Origin of the sequence: Microbacterium canaveralium (assembly GCF_047238045.1) — a bacterium.
Classification (GTDB): Bacteria; Actinomycetota; Actinomycetes; order Actinomycetales; family Microbacteriaceae; genus Microbacterium.
Window position 1 is genome coordinate 32,204 of sequence record NZ_JBDFMA010000001.1, and the last position, 24,328, is coordinate 56,531.

At 67.7% G+C, this 24,328-nt stretch carries 27 protein-coding genes; 20 read left to right on the forward strand and 7 right to left on the reverse strand.

What is annotated here, in order from left to right; genetic code table 11:
- Window positions 1-3: 3 nt before the first annotated feature.
- Genes ABC271_RS00225 through ABC271_RS00255 form a run of 7 tightly spaced genes read right to left on the reverse strand, consistent with a single transcriptional unit; the run spans window position 4 to window position 6,937 of the window.
- Window positions 4-2,034, reverse strand: a complete 2,031-nt coding sequence (locus ABC271_RS00225) for a hypothetical protein (RefSeq protein ID WP_005052735.1) — start codon at window positions 2,032-2,034, stop codon at window positions 4-6.
- Window positions 2,031-4,553: an ATP-binding protein gene (locus ABC271_RS00230; protein ID WP_005052733.1), complete on the reverse strand. Its 2,523-nt coding sequence runs from the start codon at window positions 4,551-4,553 to the stop codon at window positions 2,031-2,033. The genes ABC271_RS00225 and ABC271_RS00230 overlap by 4 nt, the downstream gene beginning before the upstream one ends.
- A gap of 14 nt (window positions 4,554-4,567) precedes the next feature.
- Window positions 4,568-4,783 carry a hypothetical protein gene (locus ABC271_RS00235; protein ID WP_005052730.1) on the reverse strand — a complete coding sequence of 72 codons (216 nt, stop codon included), beginning with the start codon at window positions 4,781-4,783 and terminating at the stop codon, window positions 4,568-4,570.
- Window positions 4,784-4,785: 2 nt separating this feature from the next.
- Window positions 4,786-5,361 carry a hypothetical protein gene (locus tag ABC271_RS00240; protein WP_005052728.1) on the reverse strand — a complete coding sequence of 192 codons (576 nt, stop codon included), beginning with the start codon at window positions 5,359-5,361 and terminating at the stop codon, window positions 4,786-4,788.
- 10 nt (window positions 5,362-5,371) lie between these two features.
- Window positions 5,372-5,695, reverse strand: coding sequence for a hypothetical protein (locus ABC271_RS00245; RefSeq protein ID WP_005052725.1), 324 nt, complete (start codon window positions 5,693-5,695; stop codon window positions 5,372-5,374).
- A gap of 16 nt (window positions 5,696-5,711) precedes the next feature.
- The gene (locus ABC271_RS00250; protein ID WP_005052723.1) at window positions 5,712-6,701 is read right to left on the reverse strand and encodes a conjugal transfer protein; all 990 of its coding nucleotides are present in this window, start codon (window positions 6,699-6,701) and stop codon (window positions 5,712-5,714) included.
- The gene (locus tag ABC271_RS00255; RefSeq protein ID WP_005052720.1) at window positions 6,701-6,937 is read right to left on the reverse strand and encodes a hypothetical protein; all 237 of its coding nucleotides are present in this window, start codon (window positions 6,935-6,937) and stop codon (window positions 6,701-6,703) included. Before ABC271_RS00255 ends, ABC271_RS00250 begins: the two co-directional genes overlap by 1 nt.
- Before the next feature lie 312 nt (window positions 6,938-7,249).
- Here ABC271_RS00255 and ABC271_RS00260 point away from each other — a divergent pair, with 312 nt between their 5' ends.
- From ABC271_RS00260 to ABC271_RS00355, 20 genes are all read left to right on the forward strand, one after another.
- Complete coding sequence (locus ABC271_RS00260; protein WP_005052717.1) at window positions 7,250-8,014, forward strand: hypothetical protein; 765 nt, start codon at window positions 7,250-7,252, stop codon at window positions 8,012-8,014.
- Window positions 8,015-8,870: 856 nt separating this feature from the next.
- On the forward strand, window positions 8,871-9,545 hold the full coding sequence (locus tag ABC271_RS00265; protein ID WP_005052715.1) for a ParA family protein: 675 nt from the start codon (window positions 8,871-8,873) through the stop codon (window positions 9,543-9,545).
- Between the two features lies 1 nt (window position 9,546).
- Window positions 9,547-10,146, forward strand: a complete 600-nt coding sequence (locus tag ABC271_RS00270; RefSeq protein WP_005052713.1) for a hypothetical protein — start codon at window positions 9,547-9,549, stop codon at window positions 10,144-10,146.
- 118 nt (window positions 10,147-10,264) lie between these two features.
- On the forward strand, window positions 10,265-10,957 hold the full coding sequence (locus tag ABC271_RS00275; protein WP_005052710.1) for an SAF domain-containing protein: 693 nt from the start codon (window positions 10,265-10,267) through the stop codon (window positions 10,955-10,957).
- A 6-nt stretch (window positions 10,958-10,963) separates the two neighbouring features.
- Window positions 10,964-11,791 carry a CpaE/TadZ family protein gene (locus ABC271_RS00280; protein WP_005052708.1) on the forward strand — a complete coding sequence of 276 codons (828 nt, stop codon included), beginning with the start codon at window positions 10,964-10,966 and terminating at the stop codon, window positions 11,789-11,791.
- On the forward strand, window positions 11,788-13,413 hold the full coding sequence (locus ABC271_RS00285; RefSeq protein ID WP_005052704.1) for a TadA family conjugal transfer-associated ATPase: 1,626 nt from the start codon (window positions 11,788-11,790) through the stop codon (window positions 13,411-13,413). Before ABC271_RS00280 ends, ABC271_RS00285 begins: the two co-directional genes overlap by 4 nt.
- A 1-nt stretch (window position 13,414) precedes the next feature.
- Window positions 13,415-14,281, forward strand: a complete 867-nt coding sequence (locus tag ABC271_RS00290; RefSeq protein WP_005052702.1) for a type II secretion system F family protein — start codon at window positions 13,415-13,417, stop codon at window positions 14,279-14,281.
- Window positions 14,278-15,159, forward strand: coding sequence for a type II secretion system F family protein (locus ABC271_RS00295; protein WP_005052700.1), 882 nt, complete (start codon window positions 14,278-14,280; stop codon window positions 15,157-15,159). Before ABC271_RS00290 ends, ABC271_RS00295 begins: the two co-directional genes overlap by 4 nt.
- Window positions 15,160-15,260: 101 nt before the next feature.
- Window positions 15,261-15,455 (forward strand): hypothetical protein, encoded by a 195-nt coding sequence (locus tag ABC271_RS00300; protein ID WP_005052697.1) that lies wholly within the window; start codon window positions 15,261-15,263, stop codon window positions 15,453-15,455.
- A gap of 15 nt (window positions 15,456-15,470) precedes the next feature.
- Window positions 15,471-15,884 (forward strand): TadE/TadG family type IV pilus assembly protein, encoded by a 414-nt coding sequence (locus tag ABC271_RS00305; protein WP_005052695.1) that lies wholly within the window; start codon window positions 15,471-15,473, stop codon window positions 15,882-15,884.
- Window positions 15,884-16,333, forward strand: a complete 450-nt coding sequence (locus ABC271_RS00310; protein WP_005052692.1) for a hypothetical protein — start codon at window positions 15,884-15,886, stop codon at window positions 16,331-16,333. Before ABC271_RS00305 ends, ABC271_RS00310 begins: the two co-directional genes overlap by 1 nt.
- Window positions 16,330-16,740: a pilus assembly protein TadG-related protein gene (locus ABC271_RS00315; RefSeq protein WP_005052691.1), complete on the forward strand. Its 411-nt coding sequence runs from the start codon at window positions 16,330-16,332 to the stop codon at window positions 16,738-16,740. Before ABC271_RS00310 ends, ABC271_RS00315 begins: the two co-directional genes overlap by 4 nt.
- Window positions 16,741-16,750: 10 nt before the next feature.
- Window positions 16,751-17,362, forward strand: a complete 612-nt coding sequence (locus ABC271_RS00320) for a hypothetical protein (RefSeq protein WP_005052688.1) — start codon at window positions 16,751-16,753, stop codon at window positions 17,360-17,362.
- A gap of 280 nt (window positions 17,363-17,642) precedes the next feature.
- Window positions 17,643-18,398, forward strand: coding sequence for a hypothetical protein (locus tag ABC271_RS00325; protein ID WP_253247343.1), 756 nt, complete (start codon window positions 17,643-17,645; stop codon window positions 18,396-18,398).
- A gap of 16 nt (window positions 18,399-18,414) precedes the next feature.
- Window positions 18,415-21,738, forward strand: a complete 3,324-nt coding sequence (locus ABC271_RS00330; protein ID WP_005052682.1) for an AfsR/SARP family transcriptional regulator — start codon at window positions 18,415-18,417, stop codon at window positions 21,736-21,738.
- A gap of 156 nt (window positions 21,739-21,894) precedes the next feature.
- Window positions 21,895-22,353: a prepilin peptidase gene (locus ABC271_RS00335; RefSeq protein WP_172400032.1), complete on the forward strand. Its 459-nt coding sequence runs from the start codon at window positions 21,895-21,897 to the stop codon at window positions 22,351-22,353.
- The gene (locus ABC271_RS00340; RefSeq protein WP_005052679.1) at window positions 22,354-23,235 is read left to right on the forward strand and encodes a hypothetical protein; all 882 of its coding nucleotides are present in this window, start codon (window positions 22,354-22,356) and stop codon (window positions 23,233-23,235) included.
- Window positions 23,236-23,495: 260 nt separating this feature from the next.
- The gene (locus tag ABC271_RS00345; protein ID WP_005052675.1) at window positions 23,496-23,774 is read left to right on the forward strand and encodes a hypothetical protein; all 279 of its coding nucleotides are present in this window, start codon (window positions 23,496-23,498) and stop codon (window positions 23,772-23,774) included.
- Window positions 23,771-24,136 carry a hypothetical protein gene (locus tag ABC271_RS00350; RefSeq protein ID WP_005052673.1) on the forward strand — a complete coding sequence of 122 codons (366 nt, stop codon included), beginning with the start codon at window positions 23,771-23,773 and terminating at the stop codon, window positions 24,134-24,136. Before ABC271_RS00345 ends, ABC271_RS00350 begins: the two co-directional genes overlap by 4 nt.
- Before the next feature lie 38 nt (window positions 24,137-24,174).
- A complete protein-coding gene (locus tag ABC271_RS00355) occupies window positions 24,175-24,327 on the forward strand; it encodes a hypothetical protein (protein ID WP_005052671.1) in 153 nt (50 codons plus the stop codon).
- The last annotated feature ends 1 nt before the right edge of the window (window position 24,328 follow it).

A 24,328-nucleotide genomic window follows, 5' to 3' on the forward strand; every position in this document is an offset into this window, starting at 1 on the left:
GGGTTACTTCTGTGCGATCGCGAGCCGGGCGCGCATCTCACCGCTGCGCGGAGAGCGAGGCGCGCGCGCCGGCAGGGACGAGATGTCGACGACACCTGACGAGGGGCGCCGTTCGATGTGTCCCATGCCCGAGGAGTCGACGACGATCCGTCGAGGACCGTCCGGGGTGCGCGTGGGCGCCGGGCCCTGGTCGACGACCATCGAGACCACCTTCGGGTCGCCCGCAGCTCGCGGCTTGCTCGCGCCTGCCGCGGCCGCGGAGACAGCCTTCGACGCTCCCTTGCTCGCGACTCGGCCACCGACCTCGAGCGCCGCGGCGCCGGCGGCGCCGGCCACACCGCCCGCTGCGGCACCCTTGCCGATCCGCGCGGCCGTGAAGACCAGGTCCGCGGTCTTCGAGGCCTTGGCGGCAGCACCCGCGCCAGCGCCGCCCCCAGAGCCCATCTGAGGCGACGGGAGGGCGGGACGGCTCGGTGAGCCGCCAGAGGGCGTCGAGGGCGGCTTGGGAGCCGCGGGCGGGCGTGTAGCGGTCATTGTGCCGATGTCCTGCGCAGCCCCCGCGCCGAAGTTGATGGAGCGCGCGTCGACCTTGTTGTCAGGGCGACGCAGCGCCGCGGCCGCGACGGTGGATACGGCGCTCATCGCCGCGACGGTCTTGACCCCGTCGCGCTGCGCCGGCGCGCCCTTGCCGATGCCGTACTTGGAGAGCTGCTCGGCGATCGACCGGCCGGTCTTCTTGGCAATGCGACGCGCTCGGATGATGAGGAACAGCAGCACGATCATCACCAGCGTCGCAAAGGTCATCTGCGCGACGAGCGGGATTCCCAGGCTGCTGAGCCCGGTGATCGCTGCGACGGTGAGCTTGAGGACGGCCGCCATGACGACTGCCATGAAGACGATGGCGACCAGGCCCATGAAGGTGTCGGCGAGGGACTTCCACAGCGGGTATCGGTTGACCGGGAGGATCCCGATGTAGACGTTCCACATGGTCTTGAGTGCGGAGATCAGGAAGCCGAGAACCGTGACTAGGAACAGCACCCCGAAGGCCATCGGCAGGATGAACAGGGTGAGCGCTCCGGGGGTCATCGTGACGGCCGTGAGCACCTGGCCGAAGTTCGGATTCTGGTTGAACGTCTTCGCCGCCTCGTCGCACCCGCCGACCGCGTCACGGACCTCGTTGCCGCCGGTCTGGATGGGCGCCGAGTTGGTCATCGTGTCGGTGAACGTCGCGGCGCACTGCCCCTCGAGGGCGTGGCCGAACGCGATCGTCTGCGCAGGGATCTTCACGAAGATGTCGACCAGCTGCGACGTGACCGCAGCTGACAGCAGGTTCTCGGAGTCGAGCTCCGTGCTGTTGATGTCGTCGGTGACGACGACGGCAGCGATCTGACCGCCGTACTCCTGGGCGGTGTCGAATGCTCCGCCTGCGGCGGTGAGCGAGGCGATCGGGTTAGCGAGCAGACCGGTCGCCAGCACCGCACAGCACGCAGAGATGAACAACTCCGCCCACCCGGTGGAGTGCCGGCCGAGCATGATCGCCAGGCCCGCGACACCGCCGGCGATCGTCAGCGCGAACGGGATCCATGCGATCTCGCCGAGGAAGTCCTGCAAGAGGTCGGCCAGCGCGCCGAACGGTGCCGCGACGATGTCGACCCACTCGAAGGAGAGCAGCCAGTTGCAGAACCAGATCATCCACGACACCAGACCCAGATGCCCGGTCCAGATCGGGTCGATCCACATGGAGATGAAGAACTTCCCCATCGTGAACACATCGCCGCGGTCCAGTGGAAGCACCGTGTAGTTGGTCAGCGGGACGCCGTCGCTGTCAGTGATGTCGCCGCCGAGCATGAACGGGGACGAGCCGCCGCCGTCAGCGGCGAAGGCCCAGTACGTGTTGCCGAACAGGACCAGGAACAGGTCGATCAGGACGACGGCGATGACCTTGCTCCACCGCGGGTGATCGTGCGCCCAGAAACGGACCCGCCAGAACGCGCCGCCCAGAGTCTCGAAGGTGTGCCGGTAGAAGGTGATCATGGTGTCACCAGAGACGGGGTCGACAGCACGGCTTCGCGGCGGTCGGGGCGCTCGGGCAGCGTCTTGCGGAACTTCCCGATTCGACCGCGCTGGTCACGGATCAGTCCCTCGCCGCGCCGCTCCGGGGCGACCTTTCCGTCCGCCCCGAGCGGGGACAGGTCTTCGGTGACCACCTGGACCATCGCCGGGTCCGCGGGCTCGCCGGTCAGCCACTCGATCGCGCGGCGAGCGAGCTCCTTGTCGGTCTGGCGCATCACGTAGCGGGTCTTGAGCAGGCCTCGGGTCTGGGTTTCTCCGAAGTCGGCGGGGTCGTGCGAGCCGAGGGCGAAGAACGCGCGGTGCTTGCGACCGTCGCGGATGCCGATGCGCAGGTCGCGCTCTCCCTCCGGTGACTGGGTGATGTGGTGGCACTCGTCGAAGTAGGCGCCGGCGAGCTCGCCGGGGTTCATGAAGCAGACCTCGCGGGAGATCCCCATGAGCATCGCGTACATGGCGCGGCCGTAGATCTTTTCCAGGGGCATCTCCTCGAACAGGTGCGCGTGCTCGAGCTCGGTCTTGTCTGGCAGCGACAGCCCATGGGTGAGGAAGACCAGGGCACGCGATTTCAGGTCGACAGCGGTCAGCCCGTCATTGAAGAGAACCTCGCCGATGTCCTTCGACGCGACCAGGTTGATCAGGCCCGACAGCTCATCGCTCTCCGCCGAGGAGATCGTCTTGAGGTGCGCCCGCAGGCGACCGAGGCTGGTGATGTCGTGCGCGGCGACGTACTCCGGCTCGAGGAGGCGGGACAGGGCGACGCCTCGGGAGTCGCGGGCCCGGATGCCGAGCATCACCGCGAAGAGCGACTGCACCATGCGTGCGCCGACGAGAGGGCCGAACACCCGCAGCGGGTCCAGCGAGTACTCCGGGGTCATCAGGTCAACGATCGTCGTGGTGTCCGGCCGGAGGCTCTGCGCGAAAACCGCGTACTCCTTGGCCTCTGTGCGGTCGATCGCGACGACGCGGCCGTTGCGGTCGACCGTGTCGCCCATGTCTCCCTTGAGCAGCACGCTCTTGCCGGCGCCGAGCTCGGCGACCACGCCGAAGCTGGCGCTGGTGTCGGCCTGGATACTGCCGTCCGCGTCGCGGAGGATCGGGGTGTGCCGGGCGGTGCTGATGTTCTCGCCGAAGCGGGCGCCCTTCTCGTCTCCGAGCTCGTTGCTGGAAAGCGGAACGCCGGTCGCGAACTCCCGGCCCGTCGTGATCTGGGTGAGCTCACGGACGATGCGCCCGGTGGGCGTGCCGGGGATCATCGCCCACCAAAGCTCCTCCTGACCTCCCAGGGGAGCCTCGAGGAGGAAGTCAGCGCGCTTGTACTCGTCTGCCACGAACCGGCCCTTAGCCTTCGCGAGATCGGCGGTATCTGCCCCCACAGCGAACAGCACCGTCGCCTGAACCTCGACCTCCTTATCGGAGCGGTTGAGGGAGGCGTGGTAGGCGGCCAGCGTCTCCGCGATCTCTCCGAGGTCGGATCCGCCGCCGGTGATCGTCGCGGTGCCCTCCTGGTGCTTGTACTGCTCCTCGAGGGCGGTTTCGGCCTTCTTGTTGCGACGCTTGACCTCGTCGGCGCCGGTGACGGTGAAACGGATCCCCCAGTCGACGTCAAGGGGGAACTGGTCGACGTGTGAGATCCACTCGACGCCGGGCGAAACCCAGCCGGCCTTGGGTGCGGCGACCATGGCCTGCACCACCTGGTAGGACGACGTCTCGTCCGCGTAGGGGCTGTGCACCTTGAGGTAGCGGCGCTTGAACGGGAGGAACTGCTGCCCCTTGGGAAGGTCGCTCTGTCCGCCTTCGTCGAGCCATGGGTTCGGCATCGCGGAGGGCATCTGGAAGTGCGCGAGCTCGTCGACGCCGAATCCGTCCTCGGTACCCTCGGCGGGCGGGACAGGGGCGGCGAGATCTGCGGAGAGGCCGCGCTGCTGCGAGTGAAGGGCGATCCAGATCTGCTCGGCCGGCGTTGCACGGGTCGGCTGGAACGCGGCCGGGATGCGAACCTCGATCTCCTTGGCCATCCGCGCGGCCGCAGCGATCTCGGAGTCGGTAGGCAGCTGACGGGGAAGAGCCAACGTGTCGCGCAGCTTGGTGTCGGCGGCGCGCACTGCCGACCTCGCGCGAGCCTTCATCGAACCGGCCGCGAGCGGGACCGAGAACCAGAACGCGCGCGTTCCAAGCGGGATCTGCTCGAGCGCGTCCAGGGTCAGCTCGACCTCGCGCGCCCAGTCCGGACACTCGTCGATGCGAACACCGTCCAGCATCCGCTCCACGACAGACACCGGATCCAGGTCAGCGCACAGCCCCAGCAGCAGTCCCTCGCCCCGGTGCGCCTGGAAGAGCGCCTGGTGGTGCGCCTTGACGAGCTGCTTTGCCGCCGTGGTGGCGTAGGCATACGGGAGCGGCTGCAGCCGCCACGTAGCCCAGACCACGCCCGAGCGGGTCCACATCAGGTTGCTCGTCATCGCTGTTGCCGGAATCTGCATCGTCGTCTCGTTTCTCAGTCGGTCGGCGTGGCCAGCAGCAGATCGCGACCGCCGCTGAGGGGTGCCGTGATCGGCGTGCCGCCGAGGATGGGGAGGAGGGCTGCGTAGCTCGTGGTAGCGGGGTCCGCACAGATCGGCCCACGCGCGGTCTCCGCCTTGACCACGAGGGTCTTGATGACGTAGCCGCGGCCTCGGCCGATGATGCCGAGCGGGATGTCGGTGTTGTTCATGGTCAGTTGCCTCCTCGGGCTTGCTGCAGCAGGCGCTCGACGCCGCTGACCGCGTGTGCGGGTGCGTGCGCCGGCAGCGGCGTCGAGCGCGGCTGCAGGACCGGCTGCGCCACGACGGGCGCTTCCGGTGCGGGTGCGGTGGTCTCGCTATCCGGGGTGGTGAGCGTGGCTCCGACCGGCTCGGCGATCGTTGTTCCGCCGCCTGCGAAGTGGGGCGGGCGAACCCGCATGGTCACTCCGCGGTAGCGGCCGGCTGCGGGGCGGGTCATCGCGGACAGGCCGCTGGTGATGATGCTCAGCAGGTTCCGGCGTGTGGCCGGGATCCTTCCGGCTCCCCACGCTGCTCCCCAGGACACGAAGGCAGCGACGGGGATATCGACGATCGGAGAGCCAGTCCCCCACACGCTCTGCGTCAGCAGGGCGACGACCAGGACGATCGCCAGGACGACGCCCTGCGTCAGCGTGTAGGGGCCCCCGGGGATCTTCGTGCCGTCGTGGAGACGGCCGATGAACTTTGGGAACCGGCGGCTGCGCGTGTAGAAGCGCGCAACCTCTCTCTCTTCGTCGCGATCGGCCACGTTCGCCCCTTTACGCGACCAGCCGGTAGACCGTGTCGCCGGCCGCGGTGGTGGTCTCGTTGAGCACCAGGGCGTCCGCCGGAGCTGCGATCTGATGGATCGTGACTCCGATGGCGTCGACGGTCTCGGTCTGGATGAGGCCCATGACCCACTCGCCACCGCCGGCGGCGAGGAACATGGCCAGGCCGCACGCGATGCCGGTGATGATGGTCGTCGCCATGGCGAACCGCACCTTGGCGGCGACGACGAAGAAGATCACTGCTGCTGCGAGAAACACGACCGCCCGGAAAGCAGTCGTCGCATCAGCGGTGATCCCGTTGATCCAATCGAACATGGTTGGTGTTCCTTCCTTAGTTGCCGTTACCGGACGGTGTCGGCGTGGGGGTTGTCGATCCCTTGTCGGAGACCGCTTGCGGTGCAAGATCAATGGCGCTGACCTCCCAGCGGGAGGCACGCGCGGTGAGGGTGAGCGTGTACGTCGAGGTCACTTGCTGGTCCAGCGGGCTCAGCAGTGAGACGGTCGCGAGCACCTTGAGGGTGTCGCCATCGCTCGGGGACTCCGTAGGCGTCAGGTCTGACCGCATCTCCTCGACGTTGACCATCACGTAGGGGGCGGGCGAGATCGCCACGAAAGATGTGTCCGGGGCGCTGTATCGGGACAGGTCACCCGAGCCGGCAAGGTACGCGCCGAGGAACGCCGACACTGTCTCCGCGGACGGGTCAGAGGATCCGATGGTCTGCTTGTAGACCAGCGACGTTGTCTCGCCCTGGACGGGAGCGGAGATCTGGGCCGGGAGACCGACTGCCCTCACCGTGTCCCCGTTGACCGCGATCGCCACCTGGAAGTAGCGGCGCGGCCAGCTCGTCGTGCTGGTGTCGTCGGAGTCCGTCACCGACAGCTCCTTGATGTTCGCCGCGACGACGACGTTGACGAAGTCCGAGCCGTCGACGGGCGTGATGGAGACCACGGACAGGTCGCGGTACTCCCAGGCCGTGACCGACAGCTGCCGCAGCGCCGCCAGGTCGACGTAGGTAGCCAGGTCGCCCGGTGCGTCCTTCGTCGCGCTCAGCCACGAGGAGACGAAGCCCTCCGCGTAACCGCCGGCAGCCTGCTGCTGCGTGCTCAGTCCCGCTGCCTGCGCCTCGGGCGCTGCGGCGACGACGGGCGCCGGACGTGCGGCCGCGGCGAAGAGCGCGATAGGCCCACACGCGATCGCGGCGAACAGAAGCGCGGACAGCAGCTTGCCGCCCAGCTGCCGACCATGGGTCCAGCTGCTCCCCTGTGCCGGGACGGTCTTCGTCTCCTTGGCCGGCTTCGACGTCTTCTCACGACGCGCCATTATGCAGCTCCTCCCACTCGCAGCTGCGCCACCCGCAGAGCTGCCGGCACCGCTGCCGAAAGCTCCTCAACCGCCTTCACCACGCGACCATGCGTGGAGGGGTCGAAGGGTGCGTCGAGAGTGCTCGCCACTGCTTCCTCGAACCCCTGGCGCGCACGGATCGCGCGTGCAGCGTCGGGCTTGAATCCTTCCCACATGGCGTCGTCGGCGCTGTCTGCGGTGCTGCTCTCGCTCACGTTTCTGTCCCTTCCGCGGAGTCCTGATGCCTCCCGACCAACGGGGGCATATCTGTATAGGCCGGGTTTTCGGCCCTTCGCGGACATCGCGGATCGAAGAAATCTTGCGTGGATATTGCGCCCATGCAGCGAGGCATGGAAACCGCCCCTGAACAGGTATTTACAGCATCGGATCGCAACTCAGATCCACCGAAGCCAGCATCCGCCGATCGGGCGCTCTCCTGCCCGGCCGGAACTTTCCAGGATCTGAACCAGGGGTGCTGAGGAACGTGGCCCTTCGTCAACCGACGTCACGACGAAGGGCCATTTCTCATGACTGCTTGGGCGAAGACATCACCTCTTGCCGACCAGCTGTTCGATGAGTGGAACAGCTTCCACTCCCACACCACTCACCACTTCGGAACGCTCGGCGAGCTGACTGGCGATGAGGCCGTGAACCTCATCCGGCAGCCGCAAGCTCCCGAACAGCGCGACGCGCTCCTGCTCGAGCTGCTCACCCTCGAGCACGCCGGCGATACCATCGCCGGCCGCGTCCTGCTCAAGTCGTTCATGCCGCTCGCGCTGCGGCTGCCGAGCAGCTGCAGCAGCATGCGCAGCCTGTGGCAGCACTCCCCCGCCGACGCCCGTACCGCGACGATCGGCGTGCTCTGGGAGGTCATTCACACCTACCCGCTCGAGCGGGTCCACTCCGTCTCCGGAAACATCCGCCTCGAGACGATCAAGAACCTCGGAGTCTGGTTCGGCAGCGAGCACAGCGTCGACGCAATGCCGGTCGAAGACGAGCTGCTCGAGAAGATCGCAGGCCCCGACGAGAGCGATGACGTCTTCCGGGATCTGGTGACGATCCTCACCTGGGCGATCGACTCCGGCACCCTCCGCCGCGACGAGGTCCAGCTGCTTGCTCGCATCGAGCTCGCGGAGGGTGATCCCGGTGTGGCGCGTGAGGAAGCAGCTGTCGAGCTCGGCGTCAGCCGGGAGACGCTCAACCGCCGAGTGTGCCGAATCCGCACCAAGCTCATGCAGGCCGTCAGCGGCGACATGGAGGCCAAGGTCTCCTACGCCCCGCGCCGCAGCTGAGCCAACCCGCCATCCAGGGGGCAAGCGCAGTCGACGAGTCGAGCGCTCCCCACAGGCCGGAGCAACACTCCCGCTCCGCCCCCCCAGACAGACAGGGCCTCTGGATGGCCCCCAGGGGCCCTGTCTTCCCCTCCGCCTCACTCGGAGCCCTCCTCATGGCCGAAATCGCCTCAGCAGGCCGCACAGGCCCGTCTACGCCCGCATCCATCGTTTGGATGCCCCACCACGACTCCATGACCAGCCCTCGCGACACCGCGCACCCCACCATCGCCAGCGCCGCGCTACACACGCGCCACCCCGCCGCCATGCTCTGCGCTGTACCCTCGCAGCAACACCGCGATAGCCTCCGCCACTCCCCCGCCAGATCACCGCATCACTTGCGCGATACGCTGAGCAACCCCCGCGCCATACCCGCGCCAGCCATCCGCAATATCAACTGCAATATTCGCGCTATTACATCGCCCTACCCGCGCATGCTGTTGCGCTCTAACGTGCGCATTACGAGCGCCCGGCTGTCGCCTGTACGGCCCCTTACTTGCGCATTGCTTGTGCCCGTATGTAGCCACTATGGCGCGGGTCTTGTTTTAGATGATGCGCACTGTCAAGCGCTCTGCTTGCGTTGTTCTTGCACCGACAGAGCGCGTTCATCGCACAGTTCTAGCGCCGTAGCTCCACATGCTCTAGCGCATGTGTCGCGCCAGACACGCGCGATTGTTGTTGCATATAGGCGTGAATGTGACGCTATACTGGCGCCCATGAACCCGCCACAGTTGCCCCATACCCGCGCCACACATCCGCACACCGCGCGCTCGACTGGCGCGACCGCTGCCAACGCCCTCAGCCGTGGAGGCCGATCGTGAGAATCATCGGCGTCTGCAACCAGAAGGGCGGGGTGGGCAAGACCACCACCGTCATGAACCTCGCGGCCGCGCTGTCCCGCGCTAACAATGTGCTCGTGGTCGACGTCGACCCGCAGCAGTCCGCAGCACGCTGGGCCGAGCGCGCGGGGGATGACCTTCCGTTCGACTTCGCCGCCGACGTCGACCCCAACAACATCATGGGATTGCGTGACCTCGACGGATACGACATCGTCCTCGTCGACACACCTGGCAGCCATGAGAACACCGGCGTTCTCACCGCAGTCCTGCAGGTCGCCGACTTCATCGTCCTGCCGCTCGAAGCGGCCACCATGGCCATCGAGTCCGTCGCGGACACGCTCGCCGAGCACATCATCCCGACTGGGGTGCCCTACCGACTCCTGCTGAACAAGATCGACACCCGCCGAGGCGGGCGGCGACTCGAGGACTGGGAAGAGCAGCTCGACACCGTCGAGTTCATCGAAGGACAGATCGGACTCCCGCGGTTCCAGCGTCACATCCGCCTGTCCGCGAGCATCGAGGACGCTCCCTACGACGGCAAGGTCGTCACGCAGTACACCGATTCCCGCAAGAACCAAGCAGCGATCTCCGACTACACCAGTGTCGCGTTGGAGCTCACATCGCTGTGGGCCAACCAGATGAAGGAGGCCTGACGTGGCACGCCAGGATCTCGGAAAACTCACCCGCCGCGCCGTGCCGACGCCGGCTCCCGCAGAACCCGTGGAGCCCACCGTCGACCAGGCTCCGCCCACCGAGCCCGTCCCTGCAGCGGCGGTCGAACCTGCGGCCGCTCCTGCGAAGAAGCAGGCGCCGCGCAAGCAGCCGACTCGCACGACCCGCGCGGAGGACGAAGACGGGGGAGAGGGGGAGGAGCGGGAGACCGCGACCAAGGGCGTCCCTGTCCACCTTCCGGTCCCGCTGAACGACCGACTGCAGGCGTACATGGCCAAGACGCGCAAGAGCCACCAGACGGTCCTCCTGGACGCCGTCTCGGCCACCTATAAGCGTCTTCCTGAACTGATCCGCCAGGCCACCGCCGGCGGAGAAGAGACTGACGAGGACTGGACGGATCTGTTCAACCGGCAGAAGCGTCCCGCCCCCGTCACTGATGCGGGGCCTCGCGTCAAGCACACCGTGCGCGTTGCCCCGTCGTACCGCGCGATCCTCGATCGCGTCACCGCTGAACTCGATGCTCCCTCCCGGAACTTCGTCATCATCACCGCCTACGAGGCATTCCTTCCGCCTCTCGAATAGACGGTGCGGTGTCCAGCTACAGCAGAAGACCAGCTGTCGCGACAGCGGTATATGAGACACTCACCGAACTGCTTAGACACCTACGCCACATCCGCCCACGTTGAAGGACTGACTTCCAATGACCACCACCACTGACCGCAAGAGCAAGCGCACGAAAGACACCACCGAGCAGGGCGAGCAGAAGCAAGGACTCACTCCTGCAGTCCTGCAGCCGACGAAGTCTCGCCGGCGCCCCGCGATCATCGCCCTCGGCATCGCGCTTGTCCTCCTCGGCGGAATCGGCGTGTGGTGGGTCACCACGAACCTCACCCGCACCGTCAGCGTCATGGCGACCAGCGTCGATGTCTCACGCGGGGAGACGATCACCACAGACGACCTCACGACCATCCAGCTCGCCGGCGGGCAGCAGGTCGACGCCGTCTCCGCCGCGGATGCCGCCGACCTCGTCGGAACCACCGCGCTGGTCGACCTGCCCGCTGGCACCCTCATCACGTCGGCCAACACCGGCGACACCCTCGCGGTGCCGTCCGGCTCCTCGATCGTGGGCGTCACGCTCACCCAGGCGCAGATGCCCGGCTACCAGCTCGCAGCAGGCGACAACGTCCGTGTCGTCGAGACCCCCGTCACTCAGGGCGACCCGCCCGTCGAAACCCCCAAGAGCTTCGACGCCACGGTGTTCACCGCCACCTACGACACTGAGACCCAGGTGTGGGTTGTCGACCTGGTCGTGCCGAACCGTGAAGCACCCGACATCGCCGCTCGTGCCGCCACCGGCCGTGTCGCGCTGGTCATCGACTCGACGGGGGAGTGACCCCGCATGGCGATCATCTTCCTTGCCAGCGCGTCCGGCGCCCCCGGCGTGACCACCGCCGCCGGCGCCCTGGCCCTCAACTGGTCCAAGCCCGTGATCCTCGTCGAGGCTGACACCACCAAGACCAGCAGCATCATCCCCGGACTCATCCGCGGGCAGGTCTACCACAGCACCGGACTGACCGAAGCGGCCGTCGCAGACCAGTACGGCGCTCTGACCCCTGACAAGCTCTGGGAGCAGACCGTCGAGCTCAGCCCCCGCTCAGTGCTCATCCCCGGCTTCAAGAGCCTGCAGGGCGCCGCCGGCGCGGGCCCCCACTTCTGGCGGGCACTGCTCGACGCGCTGCGACCCTACGAGTCCGCCGGTTACGACATCCTCGTCGACGGCGGGCGCCTCCACGTCAACGACCCTCGTCTCCCGCTACTGCGCGAGGCGGACAGCATCACCCTGTTCACCGATCGCACGTTGCCCTCCGTGGCAGCCGTGCTCGCACACTGGCGATCCCTCGACGAGAACCGCAACACCGTCCCCGAGTGGCTGCTGAACACGCTCAACGAGATCGGGCACGCCAGCTACGTGGATCTCCTCGTTACCGAACGCTCCACCACGCAGGAGACCTGGCCTCTCAAGACCGTCACCAAGCAGATCGGCATGAACCTGCTGGGCACCATCCCCTGGGATCCGAAGGGCGCCGCTATCTACTCGGTCGGCGCACCCACCCTCGGTGCCCAGCGCACCCCCTACTCGCGGGCCATCGGCGCACTGCTGCACAGCTACAGCGATGTCCTCAACACCCGCACATACACAACCACCGACTGGGAGGGACAGCAGTGAGCGACTCCACGCCCGACCCTGCAGACCTGGGCAACATCCCGTTCTTCACCGCGCCAGCACCGGCCACCGCGCCGGCACCGGCAACACCGCAGGCACCAACGACCGCACCGGCCGACACGGGCCTGCGCAACCTGGGACACGCCGCCGCGCACCTGACCCGTGCGGCGCAGCGGAACGCTCCGGCCGAAGCCGCCCCCACGACACCTGCTGCTCCGATCGTGCCGACACCGCCCTCCACCCCCGAACGGCCTGCACCCGAGGTCACTCCGCAAACCACCCTCGACGCGCGCAGCGATCTGCCCTGGGCCGACATCGCCGCCATTCGCGACGAGGTCTCCCGTGAGCTCGCCGCGGTATTCAGCGAGTCCATGGACATCACTGCCGAGCAGCGCGAGCAGACAGCGCAGGACCACATCGTTGACCGGGTCCGAGCTCGCGTCGACGACCAGACCCGACGCCCCGGCGAGGGCCGCTGGCCGGCGCCGATGCAGACCGCGATCCGGCAGGCCGTCTTCGACCAGCTGTTCCGCCTGGGTCGGCTGCAGCCGCTCGTCGACGAGCCCGACGTTGAGAACATCCACATCAACGGGTTCGACGACGTCTGGATCTCCTACGCGGACGGCCGCGTGGTCAAGTACCAGTACCCGATCGCCGAGAATGACCGTGAGCTCGAGCGAGAGATCAACCTGCTCGCCGCCCGCTCGGGTGAGGGCGGACGATCGTTCACGAGCGCCCGGCCGCGACTGCACATGGACCTGCCCGGCGGAGCGCGCCTGGCAGCGATCGCCGAACCCGTCGCCACCCGCCCCACGATCGTCATCCGTATCCACCGCCTCGTCGACGTCACCCTCGACCAGCTCGTGGAGCGCGGCACCATCACCCGCCAGGCGGCAGCCTTCCTCCGCGCGGCCGTCATCGCCGGGGTCTCCGTCGTCACCAGCGGCTTCCCCGGCGCAGGCAAGACCACACTGCTGCGCGCGCTCGCCGACTGCATCCCGGCCGAGGAGAAGATCGTCACAATCGAGATGGAGCGTGAGCTCTACCTTCACAAGATCAACGACCGCCACCCTCGAGTGGTCTCGCTCGAGGCGAAGCCGGGGGAGGGGGAGCGTGGCGCCGATGGGCGGCTGCCTGGTGAGATCACCCCCGAAGACCTGGTCTACGACACCCTCCGACTGGACACGCAGCGCTTCATCGTTGGTGAGGTCCGCGGGCCTGAGATCTACGCCATGATGCAGGCCATGCAGTCCGGTGTCGGGTCGCTGTCCACTCTGCACGCCGCCAGCGCAGACGACTCGATCGACCGCATGTCGGCGCTGATGCTGTCGCGCGGCAACAACACGACCCCCGTGTACGCCTACCGGATGATCGAGCAGAACATCAAGATCGTGGTGCAGATCTCGAAGATCATCGACCCCGCTACCGGCAAGCCCCGCCGCGTCGTCACCGAGATCGCCGAGATCCTGCCCGGCGAGGAGCAGAACAACTCCCGCCCTGTGGCTTCTCAGGTGTTCCGCTTCGACCGATCCACCGGCAGCCTCATCACCGCTGACATGCCATCGCCGCGGCTCCTCGAGGAGCTCAAGTTCTACGGCTTCGATCCCGCGAACCTGGGAGTGTGAGATGACTACCGCAACCCTCGCTCTGTGCATCATCGTCGCGGTGGCCGGCGCGATCCTGGTCATCCTCGGCGCCGCCCATAAGCCCAGCACCAGTGGGCTGCCCACGCGCAGCGCACTTCGCGGGAAGGCGACACGCGACTTCACCCGCACGCAGCAGATCCAGCTCGTCGGCGGCGCCGCGGTCGGTCTGGTGTTCGCGCTGATCACCGGATGGTGGCTGCTCGTGATCGCGGTGCCCGTCGCCGCTGTCGGCCTGCCATGGCTGCTGCAGAAGGGCCCCGAGGAGAACACGATCGCCAAGCTCGACGCCCTCGAGTCCTGGACCCGCAGCCTCGCCGGCCTCACCGTCTCCGGTGCCGGCCTCGAACGCACCATCGCCGCATCGCTGAGCAGCTGCCCCGAAGCGATCCGCCCACAGGTCACGCAGCTCGTCGCGCGCATCAACGCCCGGTGGACCACCACCGCGGCGCTGCAGGCGTTTGCCGACGATCTCAACGACGAGACCGCGGACGTGCTCGTGATGCATCTTCTCCGCAAGGCCGAGCTCCGCGGCTCCGGTCTCGCCGCCTCGCTCGAGGATCTCGCCAAGAGCATCTTCGAGCGGGTCAAGATGCGCCGACAGATCGAAGCCGACCGCGCCACCCCGCGCAACGAGGCCAGGTTCGTCGTCTACTTCACCGTCGCGCTGCTCGTACTTCTGGTCCTCGCCCAGCAGTACTCCGCCCCCTACGGCACCCCGATCGGTCAACTCCTGTTCGCCGCGTACCTCGTCAGCTACGCCCTCGTACTGCTGTGGATGCGACGCATCAGCCGCGGCGTGCCGGCACCCCGTCTGCTCGTTGCCTCCGAGAAAGCTGGTGAGAAGTGAACCTCGCACTAATCGTCCTCCCTGGCCTCGTCCTGGGGCTCGGCTTCGCGCTGGTCATCGCCGCACTGGTGCCCACCCAGCCCAGCCTCTCCGCAGCGCTCGATCGGATCGGCACCACCACCGTCGCCGCCGACCCCGCCTACGCCGCCACCCTTGAGAACCGGGTAGGCTCAGCCGTCCTCCGTCGCGTCGGCGACAGCCCCTCGCTCAAGATCCCCACCCGCGATCTGCGCCTGATCGGCATGAGCGTCAACCGGTTCCTGTACCAGAAGGTGCTCTCCGCCGGCCTCGGCCTCATCGCCCCCATCGCGATCGGACTGATCTTCCAAGTCCTCGGCCTGACCGCGTTCTACATCCCCGCACTGTTCGGCATCCCCCTCGCCATCGGCGGCTGGTACCTGCCCAACCTGCTCGTCCGCGACCAAGCCGAAGCCGCCCGCAAGGAGTTCTCCCGCTCGGTCGCCGTCTACATGGAGCTCGTCGGATCCGAACGCATCAGCGGCGCCCCTCCCGGCAAAGCCCTCGAGTCCGCAGCCCAAGTCGGACGCAACTGGGCCTTCGTCCGTATCCGCCAAACCCTCACCGAAGCCCGCTACGCCGGTACCGCCCCCTGGGACGCGCTCGAGCAGCTCTCCGTCGAGATCAACGTCCCCGACCTGGGTGAAATCGCCAAGGTGATCAGGCTCTCAGGGGAGCAAGGAGCATCGGTATATGAGACACTCAGGGCACGGGGGCAGAACCTCCGGGACCGACTTCTGAATGACGAAGTGACGGAGGCGAACAAAGCAACCAACAAGATGACCATCCCGATGACCCTCACCGGCGTCCTCTTCATGCTCCTCCTCGGCACACCGTTCGTTCTCAACGCTTTCTTCTGAAAGGTTGTTTATCCACCGATGTCCGCGAAGGCTCCAAACCGGGGCCTATACCTAGTAGACCAAGCACCACCCACCCAGAGAGAGAAAGGAACCAGGATCCTATGTCGACCCTGAGCCGAGAGTTCCTGTCCCGCATGCGCGGGCGGGCAGCTCGCTTCACCGAAGAGCCCGAACGTGGCTCCATCACCCTCGAGCAGGTCATCTGGACCGCCGGGATCGCGCTCGCCGCGGTGGCCGTCGTGGCGATCATCGTCACCGCGATCAACGCCTACGCCGGTCAGATCCCCACCGGCTGAAAGAGCCACCCGCAGATGGTCCGCACCACCAACCCCGGTCACCGGCAGCGCCTCAGAGAAGCGCTCGCCGGTGATCGGGGTGCGGCCACGCTGCAGAACACGATCATCGCCCCGGTACTGCTGCTCGTCCTCGCGGTCTTCCTGCACCTGGGCATCATCCTTCACGCCAACAACCTCGCCCACGCCGCCGCCACCAGCGCCTACAACGCCGCCCGCGCCTACAACGCCAGCGGAACAGACGGCTCCACCGCCGGCCTCGCTGTCCTGAACCAGTCCGGCTCACCGATCAGCGGCGCGTCCGTCGCGGTCGACCGCGGCGCCAACACCGTGACAGTGACCGTCACCGGCAACGCCCCCTCCTTCGTCCCCGGACTGACCACCAACATCGACGTCACCGTGACCGGCCCCACTGAAAGGTGGGTCAACTGATGCGCACCATCCGCACCCTCATTGCCAAGCTCCGCGACGACCGCGGCTCCGCCGGCCTCGAGATCGCCATCCTCGCCCCGGCCCTCGCCGCCGTGCTCGTGCTGCTCGCAGCTTCCGGACGTCTCGCTCTGGCCGGCAATGCCGTCGAGTCCGCAGCGTCAGCCGCAGCTCGCGAAGCCTCGCTCGCGCGCACCACAGCCGAGGCGCAGGAAGCCGCCGAAGACATGGCGCGGATCTCGATGGAACAGTCCGGCGTCAACTGCACCACCCTCTCCGTCAACATCGACGCCTCTGGCCTGAGCGCCCCGATCGGGACCACCGGCCGAGTCAGTGCGACCGTCTCCTGCACCGTCGCACTCAGCGACGCCGCCATGATCGGCCTCCCCGGCACCCGCGACCTCACAGGCACCGCTGCTTCTCCGGTCGACGCCTACAGGGAGCGGCGATGAAAACCATGATCCAGAGGCTCCAAGCCAAGTTCCGTGACGACAAGGGCGTCGCGACGATCTACTTCGTCATCATGACCGTCGCGTTCCTCGCGATCGTCGGACTCGTCGTCGACGGCGCCGGCAAGGTGCAAGCCAACCAGCAGGCCTACACCACCGCAGCCAGTGCCGCCCGAGCCGCAGCGAACGCGGTCAGCGGCCAAGCGATCATCGACGGCACCACCGCGATCGACAGCAACCGAGCCGTCAGCGCCGCCAACGGCTACCTCGCCGCCGCTGGCGTCGGAGGAAGCGTCGCCGTCAGCGGCGACCGCATCACCGTCACCGTCGACACCGACTACTCGGCAACCTTCCTCCCCGTGCCGTTCCCCGTCCAAGCCACAGCCACCGCAGAGCTGATCACCCAATAGGAGCCCCACCATGAGCATCAAGCGCCTCGCCATCGCCGGCATCATCGCCGCCGCACTGACGCTGACCGCATGCACGGGCACCGGCAACCAGAACCCCACCGCCAGCCCCACAGACACCCCGACCCCCACGCCTACCGCCAGCAACGCACAGGTTCCGCCGCCGGCGAGCGAGGATGAGGCGATCACCGCAGCGGAGACCGTGCTGACCCAGTACTTCGTCACACGGGGCGAGGTCAACGCAGCTGGTGGTACCGATACTGCGCCGCTTGAGGCGTGGGCGACCGGGCGAGCTCTCGAGGTCGCTGTCAACGATGCAGCTGGCATCGCAGAGGGGCCGATTCTCAACGTCGACCAGGTGAACGTCGAAGGCCCCGCAACCACAGAGGGAGCGATCAAGTACGAAACGGTTGCTTCCTACGGGCAGGAGTGGGAAGGCATCGAGAACGGTCTTGTCACGATCAATGCCTGCCAGGACGCGAGCGAGTACAAGGTCTGGGCTAGCGACGGGTCGGAGGCCATGCGCCCCGAAGCTCGCAGCACCTTCGACTACCAGGTCGTCTACGACAGCGAGAGCGAGACCTGGCTGGTTTACAACCTGATCAGTCTGGGGGAGAGCTGCTGACCGTAGCTCGGGAGATCGCATGCTGAAACGACTAGTCACCGCCCTTGCCTCGATCGCCTTGATCGCAGGCACCTTGATGGCCACGGCTGCGCCTGCTAATGCTGCCGGTGGTGTTTGGTGTGACCCGGAGTCTTCGCGTTGCTACCTCACGATCTCGATACCTTCGGATCCGGCGCCGAACCCGGACAGCAACGGGTGGACCCCTGGCGCACCGACCTGCTACTACGAGAACTCGCAGTCTGGCCTTCTGCAGCTGGGCTGGACCGAGGATCAGATTCGAGTGTTCGAGGGCGGCACCTACCAGCGCTTCTACGCGATCATCGACTGCGGTGGATCCGACTCGTACTGGTCGAACACGCGGCAGTGCTACGTCTTTATGAAGGACGGCGTATGGCCGGCCCGCCCGCCGGGCTACTCGCAGGAGGCCGGCTACTACGGCTGCATCATGTTCAACCCGACGCCCGGTGGATCGCCGGGCCTGGGCACGGAGAGCAACTTCTGGGGTGAGACGGTCCCGCCGGGGCTGCGGGTGCTCACTCCGGGTGCCGCTGCTCAACAGCTCATCTCCACGTTCGCCCTGCGCGGCATCGACATCGGCATGGCTCCCGAGGTCAACCCGGAATGGGGTCACCGTCGCGGCTACGTCGGGGTGCCGATCTGGCTCTGGGTCAACAACCCCGAGCCCCTGACCTGGGGCCCCTATACGGAGACCGCGACGCTGGGTGGGCAGACGATCACGGCGACCGCTCAGGCCACGTCCGTTCGCTGGCAGATGGGCGACGGCGCGTCGACGACCTGCGGCAACACCGGCACCCCGTACAACGTCGGCTACGGCATGACGACGTCGCCGACCTGCGGTTACCAGTACACGTCGACCTCGAGCCGGAACCCCGGCGATCGCTTCACGGTCACGGCCACGACGAACTGGACCGTGACGTGGACCTCTCTCGCCGGCCCCGGCGGCACCATCAACCTGACCACCAACAGCGCAGTCGACCTCGAGGTCAACGAGCTGCAGACGGTCATCGTCCCCTGACCCCCAAGGAGGCATCATGAACCGCATCGGAAAGGGCCTCGGGTCGCTGATCCTGCTCGCCGTGCTCCTGGTCGGTATCCCCGCCGGGCTCGTGTTCTTCGCCGGCAACCCGCTGCCGTCGTGGGACGAGCTCGTGGCCGGGTTCACGATGCGCGACTACACCGGATCCTTCCTGATCGGGACGATCATGCCGATCGTCGCGTGGATCGCGTGGGCGACCTTCGCTGTCGGCTTCCTCGCCGAGCTGCCCGCGCAGCTGCGCGGCGTGCCGCGGCCGCGGATCCCTGGCCTCGGCGTCCAGCAGAAGGTCATGGGCGGTCTGCTCGCCGCAGTCATCGCACTGTTCTCGCCCGCGGCCGCGTTTGCGTCAGAGGTACCCACACAGCCTTCGGTGTCGATGAGCACCTCTGTCGTCTCGGTTGCGACCACCGAGGCTGCGACTGAGGAGGCCCCTGTCGTCGAGGCAGGCCCGCAGTACGTGGTGACGGGTACGGACACACTCGCCCGGATCGCGGAGAGCACGCTGGGCGACCGCAGCCGCGCTGCAGAGATCTCCGCGCTCAACCTCGGTGTGCAGCAGGCCGATGGGGGAGCGCTGACCGCATCGGGATGGCTGCAGGAGGGATGGGTGCTCACCCTGCCGGCAGACGCCGTCGTGCCAGCCGCAGCGGATGTCGCGGCAGCGCCTGCAAGCGCCGAGGCGGAGACGGTCACCGAGATCACCTACGAGCAGCGTGCCATCGTCTCCGGCGACACCCTGTGGGACATCGCGGCCGAGGAGCTCGGCGACGGTACCCGCTACCCCGAGATCTTCGAGGCCTCGAAAGACATCGTTCAGCCTGGCGGCGGCACCATCACCGATCCGAACTGGATCTACCCCGGCCAGCAGGTCAACATCCCCGTGGCCACCGTCGTCCCCATCGCTCCGACCGACGACGCGGCGGGCACCACCGGCAGCACTGGCTCGATCGACACGGACGAGGGCGCTGCCGGCGCCGTCGACGTCGACGCAGACGAGGGTGCTGGTGCCGCGGGTGCTGGCGGCGGCGCCGACGAAGGCGCTGGCGCGTCGGGTGCGGATGCCGCGGCCGAGGACGAGGCCACAAGCGGTCTGGGGTTCACCACGGATGCCACCCAGGCGCCCGCCGACGAGGCGCCCGTCGACGAGGCTGCAGCTCCGGCCGCGGCCGTCGACGTCGACGAGGACGACACGAGCGGCATTGAGGACTACTTCCAGGTCGCCACCATCGGAGGCATCGGCGCCACACTCGCCGCCGGCCTCCTCACCCTCCTCGGGTGGCGGCGTCTCAAGCAGCGCCGCGACCGCAAGCCCCGCCAGCGGATCGCGATGCCCGACGAGACGGTGTCCTCCGTGGAGCTCGAGCTGCGCGCCGTGGAGAACCCGCTGGGCGCCGAGGCGGTCGACACAGCCCTGCGCCACCTGGCCGTGTGGGCGCAGGAAACCGGCAGCCGGCTCCCCGCGCTGTACGCCCTCCGCCTCGATGAGAGCTCGGTCGCCGTCTACCTCGACGAGCCGACCGACCTTCCGGCACCGTTCACCCAGTACGACCCCGAAGACAAGCTCGCTTGGATGGTCGCGCTGACCGACCTCGAGCCTCTCGACACGGTCCCGTCCGCGCCGTACCCGGCGCTGGTCATGCTCGGCCACGACGACAACAACGGGCACATCTTCGTCGACCTGGAACGGATCGGTGCGCTCAACGTCACCGGCGCCACCGGAGAGCTGCGCCAGGGCGTGCTTACCGCCATCGCGATCGAGCTCGCCGCGAACACCTGGTCTGAGGACGTCCAGGTCACCCTCGTCGGCGTCGGCGATCGCCTCCCGCTCGCGCTCGGCAGCGGCCGCGTGCGTCACGTCGAGGACACCGACACGCTGCTGCGCAACCTGCACGGACAGGCCGCGGCGGTCGAAGCTGCTCTCGCTGAGCTCGGCGTCGACGGGCTCGAGCAGGCACGTACTACCGGAGCGGATGCGGAGGCCTGGGCGCCGGAAATCATCATCCTCGGCGACAACCCGGACGAAGCCACCCGTGAAGCCATCAGCGAGCTGGTCACCCGGATCCCGCGGGTCGGTATCGCAGCTGTCAGCGCCGGCCACCTGACGGGCAGCTGGAACCTGGCACTCACCGAGGACCGTCGAGCTCAGCTCGAGATCCCCGGCACCGGCGTCGCCATCCCGATCACCCCGCAGCTTGTCGGCACGCGCGAGTACAACGAGATCCTCGCGCTGTTCGACGTCGCCACAGAGGGCGCCGCTACCGGCGTCGCGCTCGACGACGAACTCGAGCTCGACGAGATCCCCGCCGCTGCAGTCGAAGCCGACGAGGTCGAAGCCGAGCAGCTCCCGCTCGTCGACGAGCCCGACGTCGAGATCTCCGAGCCTGTCGCCGCCGAGAAGGAGGCGGAGATCTCCGAGGCGGACGAGGCAGCACCCGCCGCCGTCGACGAGGAGCCGGCGGAGACCGTCACGGTCGACCTGGTCGACGAGGAGGCCGCGGCCGAGCACGACGAGCCGCTCGCGGCGATCACACCGCTGCACCGTGGGCCGTACCTGCAGCTGCTCGGACCCGTCGAGGTTCGCGGCGCGCGTGGAGAGGCGCCGGTGAACCCGAACACCGCCGCGCAGTGGCGATCGGCAATCCGCAAGGGGACCGAGCTGGTCGCGTTCTTGTCGGTGAACCCGAACGCCACCGCCGAGCAGGTACACGCCGTGTTCTGGCCCGGCCAGATCGCCTCGGGCAAGAAGGCAAACGACGACCGCAACGGGCTGACCTCCAAGACTCGCCGCTGGCTCGGACAGAACGATGACGGCGAGCTCTATGTGCCGCTCGTGACGACGGGGGAGTACCGGCTGCACGAGGACGTCCGCTCCGACTGGCAGGACTTCCTCGGTCTCATCGGTGACGAGATCTCTGACACCCCCACCGACCGGCTGCTCGCTGCGCTCGAGCTCGTCAAGGGACAGCCCATCAGCGGCGTCCCCGACAAGCGCTACGTGTTCGCCGACCGGCTGCGCAACGAAATGATCGCGACCATTGGCGACGTCGCCCATGAGGTAGCCACCCGCAGCCTGTCCACAGGGAAGGTCCGACACGCACGCCTCGCCTCCGCGATCGGACGCATGGTCGACCCCATCAACGAGGTCTTCTGGCGTGACGGTCTGCGCGCCGAGCACCAGGCAGGCGACCACGCCGGCGTCGAGCGACTGATCACGCAGCTCGAGCAGAACCTTGCCGCCGTCGACGAGGACTACGAGCCCGACACCGAGACGCAGTCCCTCATCGCTCAGCTGCGACAGCGCCACGCGATCGCCAGCTGACCCATGACCACAACTCGTGAGGCCCCCCAAAGCGCGCGCGCGGGACGTTTCCCGGCGTTGCGGTACCCGCTCGCGGCTGTGGGGGGCTTCGCTCTGTCAGCGGCCATCACAGCGCCCCTGAGCCCCGATCTCGGGCTCACGGTCGGCAGTTGGGTCATGATCAGCGTCTACAGCGTCTACGGGGCGCTCCTGGCGCGCACGGACCTGCAGGAGCGTCGACTGCCCGACGCGCTCACACTCACGCTCGCCGCCTTCCTGACGGGCACCGTCCTCGCTCTCGCGATCACTGCCGGCGCCGGCGGTGCAGCGATCTCTGCAATCAGCGGCGCACTCGGCCTCGCGGTGTTGCTGGCAGCGTTCGGGCTGCTCGGGCAAGTCGGTTTCGGTGACGTGAAACTCGCTCTCAGCGTGGGGCTGCTCACCGGGTGGCACACCTGGTACTTCCCGTTCATCGCAATCGCGGTCGCCTACGTCCTCGCGTTCCCCCACGCGATCATCGCGGCGGTGCGACGCAAGCACGGACACGAGAGCACGGACCTCCCGTTCGGCCCCTACATGATCGCCGCCGGCCTGGTCGTCGCGATCGTCGCCACCCTCGCCACCCTCGCCAGCTGAATGTCCGACGAGTACTACAGCCCCGAAGGGGAGTACCTACGGCGCGTGCTGCGGCGCAGGCGCGCGCGGACCGAAGTCGCGGCCGCGGGCTGGTTCGGCCGCAGACGCGCACGCGACCAGCTCCGTGAGCTCGAAGAGAGCGACGGCCTCGACGATGCAGCACAGCGATGGGCGCGTTCGATGCTGCTGACCGAGATCGCGAACGCCTGGGCGCGGACCTCCCGGCATTCCAACGAGTGGCATCCGCGACTGCTCGAGCACCTTCCGGGCCTCGCCGAGGAGGCCGCGGCCGAGGCTGTGCTGCAGGCCGGTGACGACGAGTTGCTCCACCCGCTGCTCACCGCCGCGGCCGCGGAACAGCTCGCGCGTGAGAACGTCGATCGGGTGAGGCGCGTGGTGGACGACCCGACCATCTACCTGCTGCGCACCACGACGCCAGAGGGGAACCCGATGACCGTGCTGCAGCACGCTGCGAGCGGTCTGCGTGGACGATTCGCCGTCGATCCCTTCGACGGGTTCGGTGACGTGTTCTCGAAGCCCTACGACATCCCGTCGATCAACCCGGACAACCCGCACGACGATGGCAACCGCTGGGAGCTGTACGCGGGTCTCGGCATCGGGCGTCGCCTGTACCTCTCCGCGGCCGACCTCCACCCACACGTCCGCTGGCGTGCCGGTATCCAGAGCCCCTATGCGGCGCCGCTGCGCACCAGGCTGCACGACGCCGACCCGTACCACTGGGGGGCGAGCTGCACCTGGTGCAACGAGCGGCGGATCATCTGGCGCGAAGCCGACCCGACCAAGCTCGCCGAACACCCCATCACGCCGGCGCCGGCCGCGATCGCCCCCCGGATCATCGAAGTCATCACCAGCTCGAGGTAGCAGAGGGTCATCCTCCGTGGATGCTCGCGCCGACGAAGACCGGGGGAGAGGCCACCTGTGGCAGCGCCTCCTCACGGCCGCACACCACGCACGCCAACGCGGCAGGGCGATCGCGCATCACCACACCGCAGCAATGCGGCTGGGTGCCGGCTGCCAGCCAGTCGTGGACCATCCTGCGAAGCTACGCCCCCGCGCGGCCGCGAGCATCGACTTCTCCACAGCACGTTCCCCAGACAGGTGTTTTGTGGCACAATACCTATATGGGAATCGAGTGGCCGGAGTCAGCTGACAAGCACGACATCCCCCACGCTGACGCTCTCTACGCAATGCAGAACGCGACCTACACGAGCACCAAGGTCAAGATCAACGACGGCGACACCCGCAACCAGCGTCGCGTCTTCATCGGCCCACAGCACGCACAGACCGATCGGCTGATCGAAGTGCTCATTGAACTCAAGCCCGGCGGCAACTTCGTCGTCTACCACGTCATGCCGCTGGGCGCCTACTACCGCCGACAGATGGAGGAGGAGAACGAATGACCCTCAGCAAGAAGGACCAGGAGCGCTACGCCACCCTCGCCGCGCTCGAAGAGCAGCCCACCGGCGCGTCAACGCCGGGGGATAGCGCCCACGGCGCCGACGCCGCAGCCATCGGGCAGCAGCTCCTCCTCGAGGCCCTCGGAAGCACACAGGCTGTCGCACGGGCCGTCGGAGGACGACCCCGCGTCGGCGGCACGGCCGCGGGATCCGGCGCGTCCCCGACGATCCGCACCCGCGTCACCCCGACCCGCAAGCGCGAGGTCGACCAGCTGCGCGCGCAGCTGGGGATGAAGACCGACTCCGACGTCGTCCGAGCCGCCCTCGACGAGTACGTGCAACGGCACCTGCAAGCCAGCGCATGACAGCGGGGAATGTCGGAGACGACCACTAGGGTCCGCCCATGCGCGTCATCGGAACCATCCGCAGCACCGCCACAGAGCGGATCACCGTCGAGGCCGGCAGCTACCAGGAAGCGCGCGAGATGCTCGAAGCGCAGATCCCCGAAGGCCACGAACTCATCGCCATCCGCACCGACGACACCGACGCCAGCTGAC

Bases quoted from the DNA above. Each gene is read 5' to 3' on its own strand.
- ABC271_RS00280 (WP_005052708.1), top strand. From the start codon at position 10,964: ATGGCGATCATCTTCCTTGCCAGCGCGTCCGGCGCCCCCGGCGTGACC.
- ABC271_RS00260 (WP_005052717.1), top strand. From the start codon at position 7,250: ATGACTGCTTGGGCGAAGACATCACCTCTTGCCGACCAGCTGTTCGAT.
- ABC271_RS00275 (WP_005052710.1), top strand. From the start codon at position 10,265: ATGACCACCACCACTGACCGCAAGAGCAAGCGCACGAAAGACACCACC.
- ABC271_RS00335 (WP_172400032.1), top strand. From the start codon at position 21,895: ATGATCAGCGTCTACAGCGTCTACGGGGCGCTCCTGGCGCGCACGGAC.
- ABC271_RS00350 (WP_005052673.1), top strand. From the start codon at position 23,771: ATGACCCTCAGCAAGAAGGACCAGGAGCGCTACGCCACCCTCGCCGCG.
- ABC271_RS00330 (WP_005052682.1), top strand. From the start codon at position 18,415: ATGAACCGCATCGGAAAGGGCCTCGGGTCGCTGATCCTGCTCGCCGTG.
- ABC271_RS00290 (WP_005052702.1), top strand. From the start codon at position 13,415: ATGACTACCGCAACCCTCGCTCTGTGCATCATCGTCGCGGTGGCCGGC.
- ABC271_RS00235 (WP_005052730.1), bottom strand. From the start codon at position 4,783: ATGAACAACACCGACATCCCGCTCGGCATCATCGGCCGAGGCCGCGGC.
- ABC271_RS00300 (WP_005052697.1), top strand. From the start codon at position 15,261: ATGTCGACCCTGAGCCGAGAGTTCCTGTCCCGCATGCGCGGGCGGGCA.
- ABC271_RS00230 (WP_005052733.1), bottom strand. From the start codon at position 4,553: ATGCAGATTCCGGCAACAGCGATGACGAGCAACCTGATGTGGACCCGC.
- ABC271_RS00310 (WP_005052692.1), top strand. From the start codon at position 15,884: ATGCGCACCATCCGCACCCTCATTGCCAAGCTCCGCGACGACCGCGGC.
- ABC271_RS00320 (WP_005052688.1), top strand. From the start codon at position 16,751: ATGAGCATCAAGCGCCTCGCCATCGCCGGCATCATCGCCGCCGCACTG.
- ABC271_RS00340 (WP_005052679.1), top strand. From the start codon at position 22,354: ATGTCCGACGAGTACTACAGCCCCGAAGGGGAGTACCTACGGCGCGTG.
- ABC271_RS00250 (WP_005052723.1), bottom strand. From the start codon at position 6,701: ATGGCGCGTCGTGAGAAGACGTCGAAGCCGGCCAAGGAGACGAAGACC.
- ABC271_RS00225 (WP_005052735.1), bottom strand. From the start codon at position 2,034: ATGATCACCTTCTACCGGCACACCTTCGAGACTCTGGGCGGCGCGTTC.
- ABC271_RS00245 (WP_005052725.1), bottom strand. From the start codon at position 5,695: ATGTTCGATTGGATCAACGGGATCACCGCTGATGCGACGACTGCTTTC.
- ABC271_RS00315 (WP_005052691.1), top strand. From the start codon at position 16,330: ATGAAAACCATGATCCAGAGGCTCCAAGCCAAGTTCCGTGACGACAAG.
- ABC271_RS00305 (WP_005052695.1), top strand. From the start codon at position 15,471: ATGGTCCGCACCACCAACCCCGGTCACCGGCAGCGCCTCAGAGAAGCG.
- ABC271_RS00345 (WP_005052675.1), top strand. From the start codon at position 23,496: ATGGGAATCGAGTGGCCGGAGTCAGCTGACAAGCACGACATCCCCCAC.
- ABC271_RS00355 (WP_005052671.1), top strand. From the start codon at position 24,175: ATGCGCGTCATCGGAACCATCCGCAGCACCGCCACAGAGCGGATCACC.